11 protein-coding genes are annotated in these 18,444 nt (G+C 74.1%); 3 read left to right on the top strand and 8 right to left on the bottom strand.

Annotated elements, in window-relative coordinates; translation table 11 throughout:
* Complete coding sequence (locus ACTOQ1_RS18680) at positions 1 to 528, bottom strand: MarR family winged helix-turn-helix transcriptional regulator (protein ID WP_440068739.1); 528 nt, start codon at positions 526 to 528, stop codon at positions 1 to 3.
* An 89-nt stretch (positions 529 to 617) separates the two neighbouring features.
* On the bottom strand, positions 618 to 1,073 hold the full coding sequence (locus ACTOQ1_RS18675; RefSeq protein ID WP_362845950.1) for a hypothetical protein: 456 nt from the start codon (positions 1,071 to 1,073) through the stop codon (positions 618 to 620).
* Positions 1,074 to 1,440: 367 nt separating this feature from the next.
* Between ACTOQ1_RS18675 and ACTOQ1_RS18670 the strand changes: the two genes are divergently transcribed.
* Positions 1,441 to 6,903, top strand: coding sequence for an amino acid adenylation domain-containing protein (locus ACTOQ1_RS18670; RefSeq protein WP_440068738.1), 5,463 nt, complete (start codon positions 1,441 to 1,443; stop codon positions 6,901 to 6,903).
* Positions 6,904 to 7,132: 229 nt separating this feature from the next.
* Here the strand turns inward: ACTOQ1_RS18670 and ACTOQ1_RS18665 are convergent, their stop codons facing one another.
* Positions 7,133 to 8,191: a GAF domain-containing protein gene (locus ACTOQ1_RS18665; RefSeq protein WP_440068737.1), complete on the bottom strand. Its 1,059-nt coding sequence runs from the start codon at positions 8,189 to 8,191 to the stop codon at positions 7,133 to 7,135.
* A 682-nt stretch (positions 8,192 to 8,873) separates the two neighbouring features.
* Between ACTOQ1_RS18665 and ACTOQ1_RS18660 the strand changes: the two genes are divergently transcribed.
* On the top strand, positions 8,874 to 9,881 hold the full coding sequence (locus tag ACTOQ1_RS18660) for an iron-containing redox enzyme family protein (RefSeq protein WP_440068735.1): 1,008 nt from the start codon (positions 8,874 to 8,876) through the stop codon (positions 9,879 to 9,881).
* A gap of 124 nt (positions 9,882 to 10,005) precedes the next feature.
* Here the strand turns inward: ACTOQ1_RS18660 and ACTOQ1_RS18655 are convergent, their stop codons facing one another.
* The 4 genes from ACTOQ1_RS18655 to ACTOQ1_RS18640 form a co-directional block, all read right to left on the bottom strand.
* Positions 10,006 to 10,596, bottom strand: a complete 591-nt coding sequence (locus ACTOQ1_RS18655; RefSeq protein ID WP_440068733.1) for a hemerythrin domain-containing protein — start codon at positions 10,594 to 10,596, stop codon at positions 10,006 to 10,008.
* Between the two features lie 118 nt (positions 10,597 to 10,714).
* A complete protein-coding gene (locus tag ACTOQ1_RS18650) occupies positions 10,715 to 11,149 on the bottom strand; it encodes a hypothetical protein (protein ID WP_440068731.1) in 435 nt (144 codons plus the stop codon).
* 14 nt (positions 11,150 to 11,163) lie between these two features.
* Complete coding sequence (locus tag ACTOQ1_RS18645; protein ID WP_440068729.1) at positions 11,164 to 11,742, bottom strand: RNA polymerase sigma factor; 579 nt, start codon at positions 11,740 to 11,742, stop codon at positions 11,164 to 11,166.
* A 66-nt stretch (positions 11,743 to 11,808) separates the two neighbouring features.
* Entirely contained in the window at positions 11,809 to 13,275 is a 1,467-nt protein-coding gene (locus ACTOQ1_RS18640) for a S8/S53 family peptidase (RefSeq protein WP_440068727.1), read from the bottom strand.
* 183 nt (positions 13,276 to 13,458) lie between these two features.
* On the opposite strand from ACTOQ1_RS18640, the gene ACTOQ1_RS18635 reads away from it, so the two are divergent.
* The gene (locus ACTOQ1_RS18635; RefSeq protein WP_440068725.1) at positions 13,459 to 16,095 is read left to right on the top strand and encodes a CHAT domain-containing protein; all 2,637 of its coding nucleotides are present in this window, start codon (positions 13,459 to 13,461) and stop codon (positions 16,093 to 16,095) included.
* Positions 16,096 to 16,165: 70 nt separating this feature from the next.
* On the opposite strand, the gene ACTOQ1_RS18630 is transcribed toward ACTOQ1_RS18635, so the two are convergent.
* Positions 16,166 to 18,430 (bottom strand): helix-turn-helix transcriptional regulator, encoded by a 2,265-nt coding sequence (locus ACTOQ1_RS18630; protein WP_440068723.1) that lies wholly within the window; start codon positions 18,428 to 18,430, stop codon positions 16,166 to 16,168.
* Positions 18,431 to 18,444 lie beyond the last annotated feature (14 nt).

Genomic DNA, 18,444 nt, shown 5'->3' with positions numbered 1-18,444 from the left:
TCAGTGGCCGCCGAACCAGCCGGGGACGTCCAGGCGGAAGACGTCCTGCGGGGTCACGGCGCGCAGGTCGGACTCCAGGGCGCGCAGACGGTCCTCGCCGAGGGTCCTCGCCCAGCCCGCGCGCAGGTCCTCGAAGATGCGCGCCGACCGGACGAGGCTGTCGACGCCCCGCTCGGTGAGCCGCACGATCTTGCGGCGGGCGTCGCCGGGGTCGGAGCCGCGCTCGACGTAGCCCAGCTGCTCCAGGGCGTCGACCGTCTTGCCCGCCGCCTGCTTGGAGACGCCCAGCCGCCGGCCGAGTTCCACGGCCGTGGTGCCCTCGGGGCCGATCGCCTGCAGGACGAAGCCGTGCATCGGCCGCATGTCAGGGTGCCCCTGGCGGGCGAGCTCCGCGTGGAGCTCGTCGATGAGCACCCGGAAGCCGAGGAAGAGCCGGAGCGGCAGCTCGAAGCCCGGAGGGTCCGCCGTCACGATCGCCTCCCGGCCCGCTGTCTCGACAATGGTGTTGTCGAGCTTAGGGACCGCCACCGTACCCTGTCATCCGTGGCGCGGCGGTCGCACGCCCGTCACGGATGACCGGGCGGTCGCCGCGCCCGCTCGTCGGCGGCGCGGAGCCCTCACCGTGCGCGGCCGTCGGGGCGGCGCTGGTCCTGGAGCCACTTGTCGGTCTGGCGGGTCGCGTTGGGCGCGGCGGGAGTGCCGGGCGAGCGGCGGGTGGCGCGGGTCTCGGTCACGGTGAAGTCGGCCACCACGTGCCGGTTGTGCAGCAGGAAGCCGACGACGCCCGCGATCGCCTGCACGCTGTCGCCCGCGCGGGCGCGGCCGGTCAGCAGGTAGACCAGCGGCGTGGACGGCTGGTCGAGGGCGAAATGGCGGCCGTGGTGGTGCGCGTCCTGGAGCGTCCTGATCGGGATCGGCCGCGAGGTGGTGAACCACGCGGCGACCTCCCAGAAGGGATTCGACGTGTCGGGGTCGCTCGACTCCTCGTAGCAGGTCGTGCAACCCCGGCGAGCGTCCTGCCCGTGGGGGCACGCCCAGGCGGCGAGGTCATGCGGCATGCTGCGCTCGGACATGAACCGACCGTACCTTCCCGTACCGGGAGACCGGTGCTTCCCCCGCTCCCACGCGCCGGGCGCCGTGTTTTCCCCGGCGTTTCCCCGGCACTTCTCCGGCGGCTCCCCGTGTTTTCCCCGGCGCCTCCCCGGTGGTTCCGCCGGTTCGCGGTGAGGACCGCCACCCCTTTCCTGCTGCCGAAAGTGGCCAGTGGACCTTGATGGAGTCGCGGATCTTTTTAGGATACCTTCTTTCCTATTCCGCGCACACCGGGGTGCGCATCCGATGGTTTCCGTGGATTCATCGTGAGCGCGCCGCGCCCCCCGCACCCAGGCGCCGCGCTGTTCCGGCGTACCCGTGGAGACGTCGTCACAGGGGGATGAGGCCATGTCCGTCGCCGATCTGTCCGATGCCAGGCGGGATCTGCTCAGGCGCAGGCTCCGGGGCGGGGCCGTCGACACCGAACGCCCCGAGATCCCGCGCAGGCCCGAGGGCACGCCTCCCCCGCTCTCCCCGGCCCAGGAGCCCCTATGGTTCATGGAGCACTTCACCCCGGGCACCTCCACGTACACCCTCCCGGTCGCGGTGCGGCTGCGCGGCCCGCTCGACGTCGACCGGCTGCGCGACCTGCTGGCCACGCTGACGGACCGGCACGAGAGCCTGCGCCACCGCTTCCCCGCGACGGAGGACGGGCGGCCCGCGGTCCACGTCGTTCCCACCGCGCCGGTGCCGCTGCGCCTGGCCGAGGCCGCCACGGACGCGGAGGCCGCCGAGCTGATCGGCGCGGAGAGCGCCGAGCCGCTGGACCTGGCCGAGGGGCCGCTGCTGCGCGCCACCCTGATCAGGATCGCCGACGACGAGCACGTCCTGGCGTTGTTCGTCCACCACATCGCCGCCGACGGGCAGTCGACCCAGCTGCTCTTCGCCGACCTCCTCGCGCTGTACCGGGGAGACGCCCCCGCCGCGCCCGCCGTCCGGTACGGGGACTTCGCGCTCTGGCAGCGCGAGCGGTCGTTCGAGCGGGAGCTGGCGTTCTGGCGCGGGGAACTGGCCGGGCTGCCTCGCGCCGAGCTGCCCTCGGACCGGCCGCGCCCGCCCCGGCTGACCTTCGACGGCGCCTCCCACGTCCACCGGCTCGACCCCGAGCTGGTCACCGCCCTGACCGGGCTGGGCGCGGAGCGCGGCGCGACCCGCTTCATGACCCTGCTCGCCGCCTTCCAGGTGCTGCTCGCCCGCTACAGCGGCCGGGACGACCTCGCCGTCGGCACGCCGGTCGCCGGGCGGACCAGGGACGGGCTGGACGACGTGGTCGGCATGTTCGTCAACACCCTCGTGCTCCGCGCCCGCCTCGACGGCGACCCCGGCTTCGCCGAGCTCGTCACCCGCACCCGCGACGTGGTCATCGACGCCCTCGACCACCAGGAACTGCCCTTCACGCGGCTGGTCGACGCGCTCGACGTGCCCCGCGACCCGAGCAGGCAGCCGCTGGCCGACGCGCTCTTCTCCATGCACGACTTCGCCGTCGCCGCGGGCGCCGCCGGTGACCTGGCGGCCGAGGACTTCGCGATGGCGCCGGGCTCGGCGCGCTACGACGTCGAGCTCTACCTGGTCCCCACCGCCGACGGCGGCATGACCGCCACCTTCACCTACCGGACCGCGCTGTTCGACGCCGCGACCGTCGAGCGGATGGCCGGGCACCTGGAGAACCTCCTGCGGGACGCCGTCGCCCGCCCCGGCGTCCCGGTGAGCGAGCTGGAGCTGCTCGGGAAGGCCGAGCACCGTCTCCTCACCGAGGAGTGGAACGCCACGGCGGCCGACTTCCCCGCCGACGCGACGCTGCACGGCCTCGTCGAGGCCCAGGTGGCGCGGAGCCCCGACGCTCCCGCGGTCACCTTCGGGGGCGAGTCGCTGACCTACCGGGAGCTCGACGAGCGGGCCGCCGGGGTGGCCCGCGTGCTGCGCGGCTCGGGGGCGGGGCCGGGATCGCTGGTCGCGGTCTGCGCGGAGCGGTCGGCGGAGCTGGTCACCGGGCTGCTGGGCGTGCTCAAGACGGGGGCGGCCTACGTGCCGCTCGACCCCGACTACCCCGCCGACCGGCTCGCCTTCATGCTCTCCGACGCGGGCGCCGCCGTGGTGCTGACCCAGCGGCACCTGGCGGACCGGCTGGCCGGGCACGGCGCCGCCGTCCTCGCCCTGGACGATCCCGCCGTCTGGGCCGCCACCGATGATGCCGGGGATGCCGGGTACGCCGAAGACGCCGGGGCCGCTCCGGGTGGTGCGGGCGAACCGGGCGCGGGAGACGCGGCAGACGCGGTGGAGCCGGGCGCGGCGGCGTACATGATCTACACCTCCGGCTCGACGGGCAGGCCGAAGGGCGTGCCGAACAGCCACCGCGGCATCGTCAACCGTCTCGACTGGATGCAGAGGCGCTACGGCCTGACGCCGGACGACGTCGTCCTGCAGAAGACGCCCGCCGGCTTCGACGTGTCGGTCTGGGAGTTCTTCTGGCCGCTCATGACGGGCGCCAGGATGGTGCTGGCCGAGCCGGGCGGGCACCGCGACCCGGCCTACCTGCGCGAGCTGGTGGCCTCGGAGGGCGTCACCACGACGCACTTCGTCCCCTCGATGCTCGGGATCTTCCTGTCGGAGGACGGCGTACGGGACCTGACCTCGCTGCGGCGCGTCATCTGCAGCGGGGAGGAACTCCCGGTCGACCTGGCCCTGCGCTGCCTCGCGACCCTGCCGGGCGCCGAGCTGCACAACCTCTACGGTCCCACCGAGGCCGCCATCGACGTCTCCTCCTGGCACTGCACCGCGGAGGCGCTCGCGGGCAGGACGAGCGTGCCGATCGGCGCGCCGATCCAGAACATCGCGCTGCACGTGCTGGACCCGCACCGCCGCCCGGTGCCGGTGGGGGTGCCCGGCGAGCTGCACATCGGCGGGGTCGGCGTCGCCCTCGGCTACCACCGGCGGCCCGAGCTCACCGCCGAGCGGTTCTTCCCCCTCGGCCACGACCGCGTCTACCGGACCGGCGACGCGGCCCGGTGGCTGCCCGACGGCACGATCGAGTTCCTCGGCCGCCTCGACGACCAGGTAAAGCTGCACGGCCTGCGGATCGAGCTGGGGGAGATCGAGGCGGCGCTGCGGGAGCGCGCGGGGGTGCGCGACGCCGCGGTGATCGTGAGGGAGGACGTGCCGGGGGACCGGCGGCTCGTCGCCTACCTCGTCGCGGACGAGCCGCCGGAGACCGCCCGGGTGCGGGTCGCCCTCGGCGGCACCCTGCCCGACTACATGGTCCCCTCGATGTTCGTCACCCTGGACGCGCTGCCGCTGACGCCGAACGGCAAGCTGGACCGCAAGGCCCTGCCCGCCCCGGAGAAGCCCGGGGCCGCCGAGTACGTCGAGCCGGAGAACGACGCCGAGCGGGCGATCGCCGCCGTCTGGGAGCAGGTGCTCTCGGTGGAGCGCGTCGGCGCGAACGACGACTTCTTCGACCTGGGCGGCAACTCCCTGCTGGCCATCCAGGTCGTGGCCAAGCTGCGCAGGGCCCTGCCCGAGGGCAGCCTGCAGGTCGGACTGGTGGACCTGTTCTCCTTCCGCACCGTGCGGGAGCTGGCCGGGTTCGTCGGCGGCCCCGGCGGCGGAGGGGTCCGCCCGCTGCTCCAGCGGCTCACTCCCCGCCGTACCGTGACGCGCAGCTACGTCTGCGTCCCGTACGGCTCGGGCAGCGCGATCGTCTACCAGCCGCTCGCCGACGCGCTCCCCGAGGACCAGGCGCTCTACGCCGTCGCCATCCCGGGCAACGACGTCGGGCTGGACGAGGAGCCAGAGGAGTTCGACGAGGTCGCCAGGCGCTGCACCGAGGAGATCCTGCGGACCGTCGAGGGGCCGGTCGTGATCTACGGTCACTGCGGGGTCGGCGCGGGCCTCGCCACCGAGCTGGCCAGGCGCGTGGAGGCGGCCGGACGCGAGGTCGAGGCCGTCTACATCGGGGCGATCTTCCCCTTCGCCCGTCCCCGGGGCCTGATGCGGACCCTGTCGCGCATCGGGGAGTTCGAGAGCCTGCGCCGCAGCCAGGGCGACATCAACTGGCTCAAGGCGCGGGGTGTCGACCTGGAGGAGCTCGATCCGGGGGTGGCCGACCGGATCGTCCGCACGATGCGCCACGACGGCAGGGCGGCCGAGAAGTACTTCACCGACCTGTTCGACACCCCCGACCGCGTCCGGCTGCGCGCCCCGGTCGTCTCGGTGATCGGCGAGCGCGACCCGGCGACCGACTTCTACGAGGAGCGGTTCAGGGAGTGGCACTTCATCGCCGACACCGCGGCCCTGGTCGTCCTCGACGAGGGAGGGCACTTCTTCCTGCGCTACCGGGCCGAGGAGCTGGCCGGGATCCTGCAGATCCACGACCGGCTGGACGCGCCGCCGGAACGCGGTCCCGACGACACCTGGTGGGTCCACGGGGTCGCCAGGACCTCGGACCCGAAGGCCTCGGACGGCGGGAAGGACGCCGTGCGGCCCAGCATGGCGCGCTTCCTCACCTTCTCCGCGGGCCAGCAGATATCCATGATCGGTTCCGCGCTCGTCGGGTGGGCGCTGCCGCTCACGGTGCTGGTCGACTCGGGTTCGGTGACGCAGTTCTCGATCCTGGCCGTGCTCAACCTCGCGGGGCTGCTGATCTCGCCGCTGGCCGGTGCGATCGTGGACCGGGGCGACCGGCGCCGGGTGATCCTGCTGGCCGACTGCGCCTCGGCCGCCATCCAGGCGGTACTCGCCGGGATCATCCTGTTCGGCGACCTCCAGCTCTGGCACATCTACCTGCTGATCATCTCGTTGTCGGTCGCGAGCAGCTTCCAGCGGCTGGCCTACAACTCCGCGGTCCCGCAGCTGGTCCCCAAGCACTACCTCGGCCACGCGATCGGGGTCACCCAGATGGCGGGCGGCGTGGCGCAGCTGGTCGTACCGCTGATCGCCGCCGGTCTGCTGGCCTGGATCGGGCTGGGCGGCATCGTCGCCATCGACGTGGCCAGCTACGTCTTCGCGATCGTCGTCGTCCTCCTCGTCCGCTTCCCCGACACGCTGCCGTGGCGGCCGAGGGAGCCGCTGACCACCGAGATCGCCAAGGGGTTCGGCTACACCTGGAACGAGCGGGGCCTGCGCTCGATGCTCGCCTTCTTCGCGGTGCTCAACATCTTCCTGTCGCCGCTCATGCTGCTGGTGTCCCCGCTGGTGCTCTCCTTCGCGACCCTCGCCGACGTCAGCCGCATCTCGGTGGTGAGCGGCCTCGGCGTGCTGCTCGGCGGGCTCACCATGGCGCTGTGGGGCGGGCCGCCCAAGCGGCGCTTCCGCGGTGTCCTGGCCGCCACGCTGGCGATGGCCGCGGGAAGCGTGATCGTCGGCCTCAGCCCGTCGCTGGTGACGATCGGGATCGGCGCGTTCGCGCTGACCTTCTTCCTCACCGTGATGAACTCGATCTACACCACGATCGTCCAGATCAAGGTGCCGTACCGCTACCACGGCCGGGTCTTCGCGCTGAACACCCTGGTCGCCTGGTCGACCCTGCCGATCGGCATGGGGCTGGTGGCCCCGCTGGGCGCCGCCCTGCTCGACCCGCTGCTCGTCCCAGGCGGTCCTCTCGCCTCGACGGTCGGCGCGGTGATCGGGGTGGGACCCGGCCGGGGCATCGGGCTGCTCTACCTGCTCTGCGCTCTCGGGATGGTGCTGGTCGTCGCCGGGTCGCTGCGGGTCAGGAGGCTGGTGGGGCTCGACACCGAGATGCCCGACGCCCTCCCCGACGACCAGGTGGGACTGGAGGCGATCGAGGCCCGCCGCGCGAGGGTGAACGCCTGACCGCCCTCCTCGGCGACCCGCCTGACCGCTTCCTCGACGGCCCGCGCCTGCCGAGCGGTTCCTTCAAGGTCTGACGAGCGGTTCCTTCAAGGCCCGCGCCTGACGCGCCGGTTGTCCCAAGGCCCGCGCCCGAGCGCGCTCCCGGGACGATCCGGCCACCGAGTGGTCAGGTCACCCGGGAGCGTGGCCGAGGTCGCCGGAAGCGTCACCGGAAGCGTCGCCGGGCGGGTCAGGGGCGGTCGAGGTAGGCGTTCAGGCCACCGAGGTCCTTGTTGGCGATGAACACCGCGGCCACGAAGAGGGCCTCCTCCGCGTGCGCGGTGCAGGCCCACGCCGAGTCGCCCCAACCGTCGGCGATCTTGAGCTCGGCGGGTTCCGCGCACTGCCGTCCCGAGCCGCCGAGCTGGCACAGCGCGGGGCGGCCCGTCTCGCGTTCCTCGGCGGCGACCTGGCGCAGCCGCTCGGCGAGCGCGGCGGTCACGGCGCCGCGCTCGTCGGCCTCCTCGCGCAGCAGCCGCTCGGCGCGTACGGCGTGGACGGCCGCCAGGCGCAGGTCCAGATGCCGGGCGACCAGCGCGGCGAGCCCGGTCAGCACCGCCGTCTGCGTGGCGGTGACCTCCCGCGGGCGCCGGTCGATGACGTTCACGGTGCCCAGCCGATGCCCCTCGGCGGTGACGATCGGGGCGGCCGCGTAGAACCGCAGCCCCAGCTCCCCGCGGACCAGCGGGTGATCGAGGGTACGCGGGTCGACCGCCGCGTCGTTCACGACGTACGGGCCGTCCGCCAGCACCGCCGAGGCGCACAGGCCGGGCTCGACGCCGACCTGTTCCATCCCGTCCAGCCCGTGGGCGGCGGCGAACCACACCCGGTCGGTGTCGACGACGCCGACCGTGGCGATGGGGGCGTCGAACACGGTCGCGGCCAGCTCGGCGATCTGGTCGAAGGTTCCGTCCGGGGAGGCGCCGAGGATCTCGTACCGCCGCAGCGCGGCCAGCCGCCCGGTTTCGGCGTCGTCACCGGGAGCCGGCCGCCCGGTTTCGGCGTCACCGTGAGCGGGGCGTGCGGTTCCGGTGCCGTCCGTATGGGCCGGGCGCGCGGTTCCGGTGTCACCCGCGGGAGCCGGTCGCGCGGTCTCCACTTCGTCTCCGGAGGCGGGCACGGCCGGGGGCGGTCCGCCGTTCGCGACGGCGGACGGGTCGGCGGACGCCGACGCGGATGGAGAGGCAGACACCAGGACCGCTTCCGGTAGGGGGACGGGCGGGAACCGCGGGATGTCGAGGTTCTCCATGGGATGACCGTAAACGGTCATGCCAAACATCCCGAATCGATACCGCGTCTCGCCGGACGCCGGGCGCGGGCCCGTCCCGAGGAAAGCGAGGAACGCGGTACCGGACCGATCTGGACGGCCGAAGTGCCGCCCGACCTACCGGAGTACCCGCATATTTCGTTGTTTCTGCAGTTCATCGGATGGAAGCAGCGATCTTGGGAGCGTTTCGCGGGCTCCGGGGCGGGCATCGGACCGGTCTGGGGGTCATCGAACGGGGGGACGCATGGCGCGCGGGTTCGACGCGTCCGCTCACCATGGGCGGCGTATCGCCGACGTCCAGGACGACGGCACCACGGTGAAGGATCCCCCCGGGGCCGCGAGCGGACCCCTGACGGCTCCCGGTCTCCCCGCGCCCCCGAGCCTCCCGGCCCCCTCGGAGTCTCCGTTACGGCCGCGCACGCGGGGGCGCTCCGAGTCCTCCGGATCGTCGCGCCTCCCGGCTCCCCCGGAGTCTCCGATCCGGTCGCGCACGCCGGGGCTCCCGAGGTCCTCCGGCCCGTCACGTTCTCCGGAGCCCTCGACGTTCCCGCCGGCCCCGCCGACCCCGCCGTCGCTGTCCCCGTCGCCTTCGCCGCGCTCGAAGCGGAACCTCCCGAACCCGCGGGATCCGGGGGTTCCCGGCCAGGCTCCTGCGCTGCCCGCCGTGCGAGGCCCGATCACCTCCCTGCTCTTCGAACGGCTGGCACGCCCGCCGCACCGCTTCGGTCTCCTCTCGCTCCCGCTCCTGTCGTTCCCGGCGCGTTTCGCGGGCCCGGTCCTCGTGGACGAGGACGTGCAGCTGGCCCTCTTCGTCTGCTACGAGCTGCACTACCAGGGCTTCGAGGGTGTGGACGACCGATGGGAGTGGAATCCCTCCCTGCTGGAGGTGCGGGAGATCCTGGAGGCGCGGTTCGAGGAGGGGCTGGCGCGGGCCGTACAGTACCCGCCAGGCTCGCGGCCCGAGCAGACGCGCCAGGCCCTGGCCGAGCTGGTGGCCGCCGCCGTCGACGGGCCCGACCTGGCGGGGTTCCTCCAGCGGCAGGCGGACCTGGAGCAGTTCCGCGAGTTCGTCACGCACCGGTCGGTCCACCATCTCAGGGAGGCCGATCCGCACACCCTGGCGATTCCCCGGCTGAGCGGCCGTCCCAAGGCCGCGCTGGTGGAGATCCAGGCGGACGCGTACGGCGGCGGGAGGGCCGAGCGGATGCGCTCGGAGCTGTTCCGGGCCACCATGCGCGGGCTGGACCTGGACGACTCCTACGGCGCCCACCTCGACCGGGTCCCGGCGATCACGCTGGCCGTCTCCAACGCCATGTCGCTGTTCGGGCTGCACCGGCGCCACCTCGGAGCGTTGCTGGGCCACCTGGCGGCGTTCGAGATGACCTCCTCGGCGCTCAACCACCGCTACTCCATGGGCCTGCGCAGGCTGGGCGGTGACGAGGCTGCGCGGCGTTTCTACGACGAGCACGTGCGCGCCGACGCCGCCCACGAGCAGATCGCCGCCGGCGACATGTGCGGCGGGTTCGCGACGCGGTGCCCCTCGCGGGCCGGCGACGTCCTGTACGGCGCGGCCTGCGCCCTGACCCTGGACCGGCTCTTCGCCGAGCACGTCATGAGCCACTGGCGTCGCGGCACCTCCTCGCTGCGGGAGGCGGGCGCGGCGAGGTCGTGACCGGCCTCGCCCCCCGCCCCGGCCTTGCCCCGCCACCCGGCCTCGCCTCCTGCCACCGGCCTCACCCGGGACCCCGTGACCCCGTGACCCCGTGACAGGCGACCACCGATGAGAGCGGCGTACCTCAGCCGCCGTGCCCCCGCATGGCCTGGCGGATCACGTCGCGCGTCCGGTCCACGATCGCCAGAGGCGGCCCGAACAGCAGGTTCATGACCATCGACTCCGTACCCGGGTGCGGGTGGGTCGGGGCCAGCGCCTCGGCCGCCTTCACCCCGGCCGCCATCGCCCGGCGCTCGGCCACGCTCGTCCGGGCGCGCAACCGGGCGAACTCGTAGCGTTCCTCGGCCTCGGCGTGGGCCAGCACCGCCGCCCGCAGCACCTGGAGACGCCCGGAGAAGTCGGGATGGCCGGTGCCCAGCCTCTCCAGGTCGACGAGCAGCTGCTTCGCCTCCCTCTCCTCCGCGAGGCGGTCGCCGACCACCTCGTCCCCATCCTCGATCTTGAGACGCGCGTAGGGGTGCACGATCTCCTCCTCGGCGGTCTCGTGCACCGCCAGCATCCGCACGAGGCGCTCGAAGGCCTCGGTCCGCCGTGCCCCCGCGGGGGATTCCTCGACCTCGTCGAACAGATCCCTGATCATCGCGTGCTGGCGCACCAGCAGGTCCACGACGTCGTTCTCGCCCATCAACTCGGGCACGGTCCGGCGGTCACTCATGGGTCCCCCTGTGTCGTCTACCAGGTCGATTACCCCCACCTGGGCACCGAAACCCGGGGGCCGCCGCGGGACGCGGACGGGCGCGGGCCGGAAGCCGCGCCCACCGCGCGGGCCGCCGTCAGACGGTGATCCACTCGGTGACGACCGTCGCGTCCCCGAGACGGCAGCGGAGGCTGAACGGCCCGGCGGGAACGTCGTCGTAGATGAACCTGCCCAGGTCGTCGGCCGTCAGGGTGACCGGCCGGCCTCCGAGGACCTCGACCTCCACGCGCCGCGGCGGCATCAGCTGGCCCACCACCCGCCCGCCGGTGGCGGTCACGGTGACCTCCAGGTCGACGGTGAGCCCCGCGCCCTGGAAGGTCAGCACGCGCGGCTGCCGCGCACCCCGCACCTGCGAGGACCCGCTCAGCGAGTCGAAGACCAGCTCGGCCAGCTCCGCGTCGAGCGTGCGCAGCGTGTACGCCTCGACCGCGATCTGCAGGAGATGCGAGGGAACGGGATCGAACAGCTCGATGGCGTGGCGCAGCTCCGCCTCCAGCTCGTCGTCGCTCATCGGAAACCCCGCGCTCATCGGAACCCCCGCCTGCCCAGGAGGACGCGCAGCCGTCGCAGGCAGCGCTGCCTGATCGGCCCGATGCTCCCGACGGCGATGCCGAGCGTCGCCGACACCTCCTGGTAGCTGGACGGCGGTGACGCCGTGAGCAGGCGCAGCAACCGCTGGCAGCTCTCACCGAGCTCCTGGAAGGCCTGCCAGGTCGCCCGCGCCCGCTCCCGCTCCCTCGCGGCGTCCTCCGAGTCGATCACCGCCTGCTCCGGAGTGCGGTCGTCGGCGGCGCGGTCGAACACCGCAGGGTCGCCGCTCGGCGAGACCCGCCGGGCGGTCCTGATCACCTTGATGCACTCGTTGCGCGCCGTGCTGGCCAGCCACGCGCCGACCCTGTCCGGCTCACGGATCCGCGTGAGGTTCTGCGCGAGCCGGAACCAGGTCGTCTGGTAGACCTCCTGCGCGTCCGCGTCCCTCAGCCCGTGAGCGCGCACGACGGACCACACGAGGGGGCTGAGACCTTCGACCAGGGATTTCCACGCCGCGGCGTCGTCGGTGTCCACCGCGGCGCGGAAGAGGATGCCGATCGAGTCTCGATCCACGGTGAGGTCCCCTTGCTTTCGGGACTGTCATCGTACGCCGGAGGGCCGATCCGCCCGCAGTGGTTTTCAGTGCCCGGCCGGAACACTTCGCACGCTCGCCGATTTCCAGGTGGAGGGGATGAGAGCCGGGACGGGGATGCTCTGCAGGATGCCGGCGGGGGTCTCGTCCAGGAGCTTTCCGGCGGCCTCCCGGGAACCGGTCCCCTCGTGCCGCATCATGTAGTCGGCGATCATGCCCACCACCAGGGGGGTGGAGAAGGAGGTGCCGCTCCACTCCGCCAGGCCGTCGAACACGACGCGCTCGGGAAGCGCGCTCGGCGACGCCTTCGTGTTCTCGCTGAGCTCGCCCCGGTGCGGGGGGAACTGGCAGGTGCAGTCGTACCGGTGGCCGTACCGGCACTGGGGGAAGGTGGAGTGCTGATAGTCGTACACCGCGGGGGTGGGGTCCACCGCGGTGAAGGCGCTCACCAGGCGCTCACCGGGCGCGTACGCCGTCACCCACGGCCCGTGGTTGCTGAAGCAGGCGCGGTCCGCGCCGTCCTTCCTCAGCGCCCCCACCGACACGACGGCACCGGCGTAGCCGGGGTGGTCGGCGTAGGCGGCGGGCCAGAACCTCACGGTGTTGCCGTTGTTCCCCGCGGCCGCCACGAGCAGCGTCTCGGGGTGGTCCATCAGCGCGTCCATGAAGCGTTCGAGCCCGAGGAGCGTTTCCGAGCACGTGCTCGGCGTCCCCGCGGACAGGTTGATGATGTCGGGCCACCTCCCCTCGGGAAGCATCCCGCCGAGCAGCCTGTCGCCCAGGACCTTCTCGCTGATGGCGCCCGCGTTGACGAGCGTCCCGTGCACCGTGACGTCGGTGCCGGGCGCGACGGCGCTGACCAGCCCGGCGATGAAGGTGCCGTGCCCGACGTACTGCTTGAGGATGCCCTCCTTGTCGAGCTCGACCTCCTTGCCCACGCCCTCGACGCGGTGCATCCACGGGTGCGACTTGTAGTTCTCCACCAGCCCGGTGTCGACCACGAGGACGGACACCGGCACGTCCCCCCGGCCGGAGGACTCGGCCACCGCCGGGTTGGGCGGCTGGGACCGGGGCACCGGCACCGGCTCGTCGCCGGGGCAGCAGTTCACCGCGATGGACACGATGTGGTTCCTGGACGCCATACGACGGCTGTTGTCACGCTCCAGGCCCTCGACGGCCCTCAGCGCGTCCGACACGTCCCGGTCGCTGGAACGTTCGCTCCTGTCCGGTTCCCCGACCCGGATCCTGAGCACGCCGCCCGGGCTGTCGTCCCGTTCCACCCGCACGTTCTCGGCCTGGTCACCGCCGCGATCCCGGACGAACGCGTCCCTGACCACCGAGGCGACCTCGTCGGCGTCGTCGGCGCGGGCGAGGACGTAGCCCTTCTCGTAGAGGAACATGCGCTCCGGGCCCTCGAAACCCGCCGCGAGCACGATCTCGTCGCCCATGGCGTCCTGGATCTGGTCGAACTGTTCCTGGAACCTGTCTGGTACCGCACTCGCCGCACTCGCCATATTCGCCGTCCTCGTCTCGGAGATGTCCTGACGTCGCCACGGGTTAAGAGCCGCCGGTCGTCTCGTTGATACACCCCCCGAGCGGATTCCCGGGCGCGAACGGGAGTCCGAAGCCGGACGGGGGCGTCCTCGGAGGGCTCCGCGGCATGGACGCCCTGAACACACCACGTCTAACATCGATCCGTGACCGGGGGAAGCTCGCGGATCCCGCCGCCCGTGGGAGACCCGCTCTCCCTGCTGCCCCTGGTCTTCGCCCGCCCGGCGGACGCGCTGGCCGGAGCGCGGGCCGTGCTGTCGGGGCTGTCGGGCGCCCCCTCGCCGCACGACGCCTCCGTCGCCCACCAGGTGATCGGCATCTGGCACCGCGACTTCGGCGACCTCATGGTGGCGATCGGCCACCTCCGGCAGGCCCGCGCCCTCGCCGCCAGGTCCGGTTCCCCGAACCGCGAGGCCGACGTGCTGGCGACCCTGGGCGCCGCCCTCATCCACGCGGGCCGTACCCGCCAGGGGATGGCGGCGCTGGAGACGGCCGTCGAGAGGGGCAGCGGGATCACCGGGGCCCGCGTGCTGTTCCGCCGCGGCTACGCCTGGTGGGTCCTCGGCGGGCACCGCGAGGCGCTCGACGACCTGCGGCGGGCCATTCCCACCCTGCGCCGCGCCCAGGACACGATCTGGACCGCGCGTGCGCTCACGCTCAGGGCGACCGTCCACCTGGCCATGGGGTCCGTCGAGCGGGCCGAGGCCGACTTCGTCGCCGCCGAGCGGCTGTGGGAAACCACCGACCAGGAGCACGACAAGGCCGACGCCGTGGAGAGCCGCGGGCTGGCGGCGTTCAGGTCCGGCGACCTCCCGGCGGCGCTGCGTCTCTTCGACGAGGCCGCGAGCCGCTACGAGGCCCTCGGCACGCCCATGTTCGTGCTGCACATCCGGCGGTGCGGGGTGCTCCTGGCGGCCGGGCTGGCGCGCGAGGCGCTGGAGGAGGCCGACGCAGCCACGGAACAGCTGAACCGCATGGGAGGGCAGACGACCCGCAGCGCCGAGCTCCTCCTGATCGCCGCGCGGGCCGCGATCGCGGCGGGTGAGCCGCACGCGGCGATCGCCCGCGCGAGCACGGCCATCCGGCTGTTCTCCAGCCAGCGCCGCGACTGGTGGCAGGCCCACGCCCGGCTGGTGCTGGTCCAGGCCAGGTTCGCGGCGGGAAAGGTCTCCGGCCGCTCGGTGCGCGACGCCGCCGAGGTCGCCGTACGGCTGGCGGAGCTGCGTTCCCCCGAGGCGGTCCAGGCCTCGCTGCTGGCCGGCCGTACCGCCCTCGCCCTCGGCTGGGAGGCCGACGCGGAACGGCACCTGGCCGCCGCGGCCAGGACCAGGGGGCGCGGGCCCGCCTTCGCCCGGGTGGACGGCTGGGTGGCGCAGGCGCTCAGGGCGGCCGCGGCGGGACGCACGCGCGGCGTGCTGGACGCCTGCCGCCGGGGGCTCGACCTGCTGGACGAGTACAGGATGACCCTGGGCGCCTCGGAGCTGCGGGCGCGGGCCAGCGCGCAGGGGGCGGAACTGGCCCTGCTCGCGCAGCGGGCGACCCTCGCCGGGGGGAGCCCGCGCCGGTTCCTCGGCTGGAGCGAGCGCTGGCGGGCCACCGTGCTCGCGGTCCCGCCGACCCGGCCCCCGGACGACCCCGAGCTGCTGCGCGACGTGACGGCCTTCCGCGAGATCAGCAGCCGGGTCGACACGGCGAGGCCGGGGGGCGTGCCGGTCCCCGCGCTGGAGCGCGAGCAGCGGCGGCTGGAGAAGGAGATCCGCGCCCGCACGCTCCGCACCCGCAGCGCGGGCGGCTTCGACGGGCACCGCTTCGACGCGGGCCCCCTGCTCGACGGGCTCGGCGACGGGTGGCTGATCGAGATCGTCGCCGTCGACGGCGAGCTGTACGTCCTGCTCTGCGGCCGGGGCCGGGTGCGCAGGTTCGCCGCGGGACGGCTGGCCGACGCGGCGATCGACGCCGACCACGCCCGCGCGGGCCTCGCGCGGATCGCGTACGGGGGCTCGGAGGGCAGGTTGCCCGTCCTCGAAGCGGGCGGGCGCCGCCTCCAGGAGTCGCTGCTCGGCCCCGCCGTGCGCCACCTCGGGGACGGTCCCGTGGTCGTCGTCCCGCCGGGCAGGCTGCACGGGGTGCCCTGGGCGCTGCTGCCGGCGCTGGGCGAGCGGGTGCTGAGCGTGTCGCCGTCCGCCAGCGCCTGGCTCCGCGCCCGGCGGATCGAGCCGTCGCCGGCGAAGGAGCGGGTCGTGCTGGTCAGGGGGCCGGGGCTGGCGACGGGCGGTGCCGAGATCCCGCTCCTGGCCGCGCGGTACGGGGAGGCGACCGTGCTGGGGTCGGGCACCGCGGTCGCCCCGGCCGTGCTCGCGGCGCTCGACGGCAGCAGGCTCGCCCACATCGCCGCGCACGGCACCTTCCGCTCCGACAGCCCGATGTTCTCCTCCCTGAGGATGGACGACGGCCCGCTCACGGTGCACGACCTCGAACGGCTGCACAGCGCCCCGTACCGGATCGTCCTGTCCAGCTGCGACTCCGGCAGGCTGCAGCCGGTCGGCGCGAACGAGCTGCTCGGCCTCGCCGCGGCGCTGCTGCCGCTGGGCACGGCCGGGATCGTGGCGAGTTCGGTGCCCGTCGACGACCAGGCCGTGGTGCCGCTGATGCTCGCCCTGCACGAGGGGCTGAGACGCGGCCTGAGCATGGCCGAGGCCCTGCGCGACGCCAGGCTGGCGATGCCCGGCGACGCCCTCAACCGGGCGACCGGCTGGTCCTTCTCCGCCATCGGCGGGGCCTGACGCCTCCGGCCGGGGGACGTCCGGAACCCGGCCGGGCGGGCCGCCCGGCGTGCCCGGCCGGACCGCCGCGTCAGCCGACGGTGAAGAGCCTTCCCAGGCCGGCGCGGTCGCTGCTGCCGAGCCGCGCGTAGGCGTCGCACAGGTGGTTGGCCACCGTACGGATCGACACGGTGAGCTGTTCGGCGATCTGCCGGTTGGTCAGGCCCGCCGCGGCCAGGCTGACGATCTGCCGCTGGCGTGCGGTCAGCCTGGGCAGCGCGAGGTTGACCAGGGCGGAGCTGCGCGCCCCCTGGCAGGTGCCCGCCAGCGCGGAGGCCCGGTTCCTGGAGGACTGCGAGGCTCGCCGGTCCTCGTGGACGAGGGCCGCGTGCGCGAACGCCTCCGCCGCGTGCAGCGTCAGGCCGAGGCCGGCGAGACCACGCCCCACCTTGTCCAGGGCCTCACCGTCGCGCCCGGCCAGCGCTCGGGCGTGCCGCGCCAGCAGGGGGGCGAGGTCTCCCCGCGCGCGGCCGGCCAGCTCCCCGAGCCGGTCGACGACCAGCTCGGGGGTCCCGAGCCGCACCACGTCGTGCAGGGCGAACAGGTCGTCGTCGAGCGGGTCGTCTCCGGCGGCACGCAGCGCGGAGCGCAGGGCCCCGTCGAGGTCTCCCTCGGCGGCGAGCGTCCAGGTCCGCGCCCGCTCGGTGGCGAGCGCCCACGACAGCGCGTCACCCGCGAGTTCCGGTGTCGCCGGGGACATCGGGGATCCCGGGGATCTCGGGGACATCGAGGACCGGTCCTGGGCGGCGGGCCGCACGCGCGCTCGCGCGTCCCCGCCGGGGGCCGGACCGCGCGACAGGGCCTGCCGTGCCGTCGTCAGGTCGCCGAGGTAGGCGGAGGCGTGCGCGAGTTCGGCCAGGCAGGCGCGGTGGTGGGGGGAACGGCGCAGTCCCTCGCGGCTCCAGGCGACGGCTTCGCGGGTCTCCCCGCGAAGCCGGGCCACCCGGGCGCGCCGCGCGCAGAACTCCGGCATCGCGGGCTCGTCCCAGCCGGTGTCGTCCTCGGCCATCCGCTCGCCGGTGCCGCGCGGTATCCCCGAGAGCCGTCCCGCGTACGCGCGTGCGGTCAGGTCCTCGCACTCGCCCGCCAGCGCCGTGGCCGTGGCCGTGGCCGAGGTCCGCGGGAGCCGTGGCGAGCCGGAAGGACCGCCCGTCCCCGGGCGCCTCGCGGCGGCACGGAGCACCGGGCCGTGCAGCGGGTGGGCGAGCCGGACCGACAACCGGTCGTCCACGGTGACCAGCCCCTTCGTCCGCAGGCGTTCGAGGACGCCGAAGGCGGTTCCGGCGCCCGCCGCGCCCGGGACCGGGGGCTCACCGGACGCGAGGAGCTCCGGGAGCGTGCCGGACGCGGTGGGTTCCGAGCGTGCGCCGGACGCGGCGGATGTCAGGGGCGCGGACGCGGTGGTGGGTTCCCGCGGCTCGCCGGACATGACCAGCCTCAGCGGCCTGCCGGACGCGATGAGCTCCAGCGCCTCCCGTTCCTCCCCGTCGATGTCGCGGATCGTGTCCTCGACCAGCTCCCTGACGCGCGCCGTCATCGGGGGAGTGCCCCGCCAGGTCCAGGTGCCCGACACGTTGCTCAGGTCCCCTCCGGCGTGGACGGCGACGACCAGCTCGCGCAGGAGGCGGAGGTCCCCGCGGCTCGCCCGGTGCAGGCGCCGGACGGTGAGGGTGTCCACGTAGCCGCCCACCGCCCGGGACAGCAGTTCGCCGCACTCGCGCTCCGTCATGGGGGCCAGCGCCACGCGCGGCAGGAGGTTGTCCTTCCAGAGCCTGGAGACGTCCTCCGGCACGGGCACGCCCTCCCGGACCGTGACGAGCAGGCGGGTACGCCCCCTGAGCGCCAGGCGGTGGACGAGCGCGGCCGAGGAGTCGTCGAGGAGGTGGGCGTCGTCCACGACGAGCACGCGCACCCCGTCCAGCGCCTCCACCGGGTCCGGCGGGCAGAGAAGCCCCGCGGGGCGCGGGGAGGATCCCGTGAGGGACCGGGAGGTGGGAAGCCCGGCGCGGCGCGGGGAGCGGGAGAGGAGATGGGCGAAGGCGGCGAGCGGGCTGTCCAGGGTGTCCGGCGTTCCCGTGACCCGCGCGTGCACCGGCTCGGTCACGGCTTCGGGCACGGCCTCGGGCACGGGTACGGCCTCGGGCACGGGTACGGCCTCGGCGGCCAGGCGGCTCCTGCCGCTCCCCGCCGCGCCGGTCACGACGACGCCCCGGCGGCCGGCCGCCAGGTTCCGCCGTACGAGATCGAGTTCCTCCGTCCTGGCCGTGAACGGCCAGGGGGACCGTGGGTTTCTCACAGCGATATGAGCCG

The organism is Streptosporangium sp. OZ121, from assembly GCF_051918885.1.
GTDB lineage: Bacteria > Actinomycetota > Actinomycetes > Streptosporangiales > Streptosporangiaceae > Streptosporangium.
This window is presented reverse-complemented; position numbering and strand designations above follow the sequence as displayed.

Coding starts and splice junctions, on each gene's coding strand:
- ACTOQ1_RS18675 (WP_362845950.1), bottom strand. CDS start 1,073: ATGTCCGAGCGCAGCATGCCGCATGACCTCGCCGCCTGGGCGTGCCCC.
- ACTOQ1_RS18670 (WP_440068738.1), top strand. CDS start 1,441: ATGTCCGTCGCCGATCTGTCCGATGCCAGGCGGGATCTGCTCAGGCGC.
- ACTOQ1_RS18665 (WP_440068737.1), bottom strand. CDS start 8,191: ATGGAGAACCTCGACATCCCGCGGTTCCCGCCCGTCCCCCTACCGGAA.
- ACTOQ1_RS18655 (WP_440068733.1), bottom strand. CDS start 10,596: ATGAGTGACCGCCGGACCGTGCCCGAGTTGATGGGCGAGAACGACGTC.
- ACTOQ1_RS18650 (WP_440068731.1), bottom strand. CDS start 11,149: ATGAGCGACGACGAGCTGGAGGCGGAGCTGCGCCACGCCATCGAGCTG.
- ACTOQ1_RS18640 (WP_440068727.1), bottom strand. CDS start 13,275: ATGGCGAGTGCGGCGAGTGCGGTACCAGACAGGTTCCAGGAACAGTTC.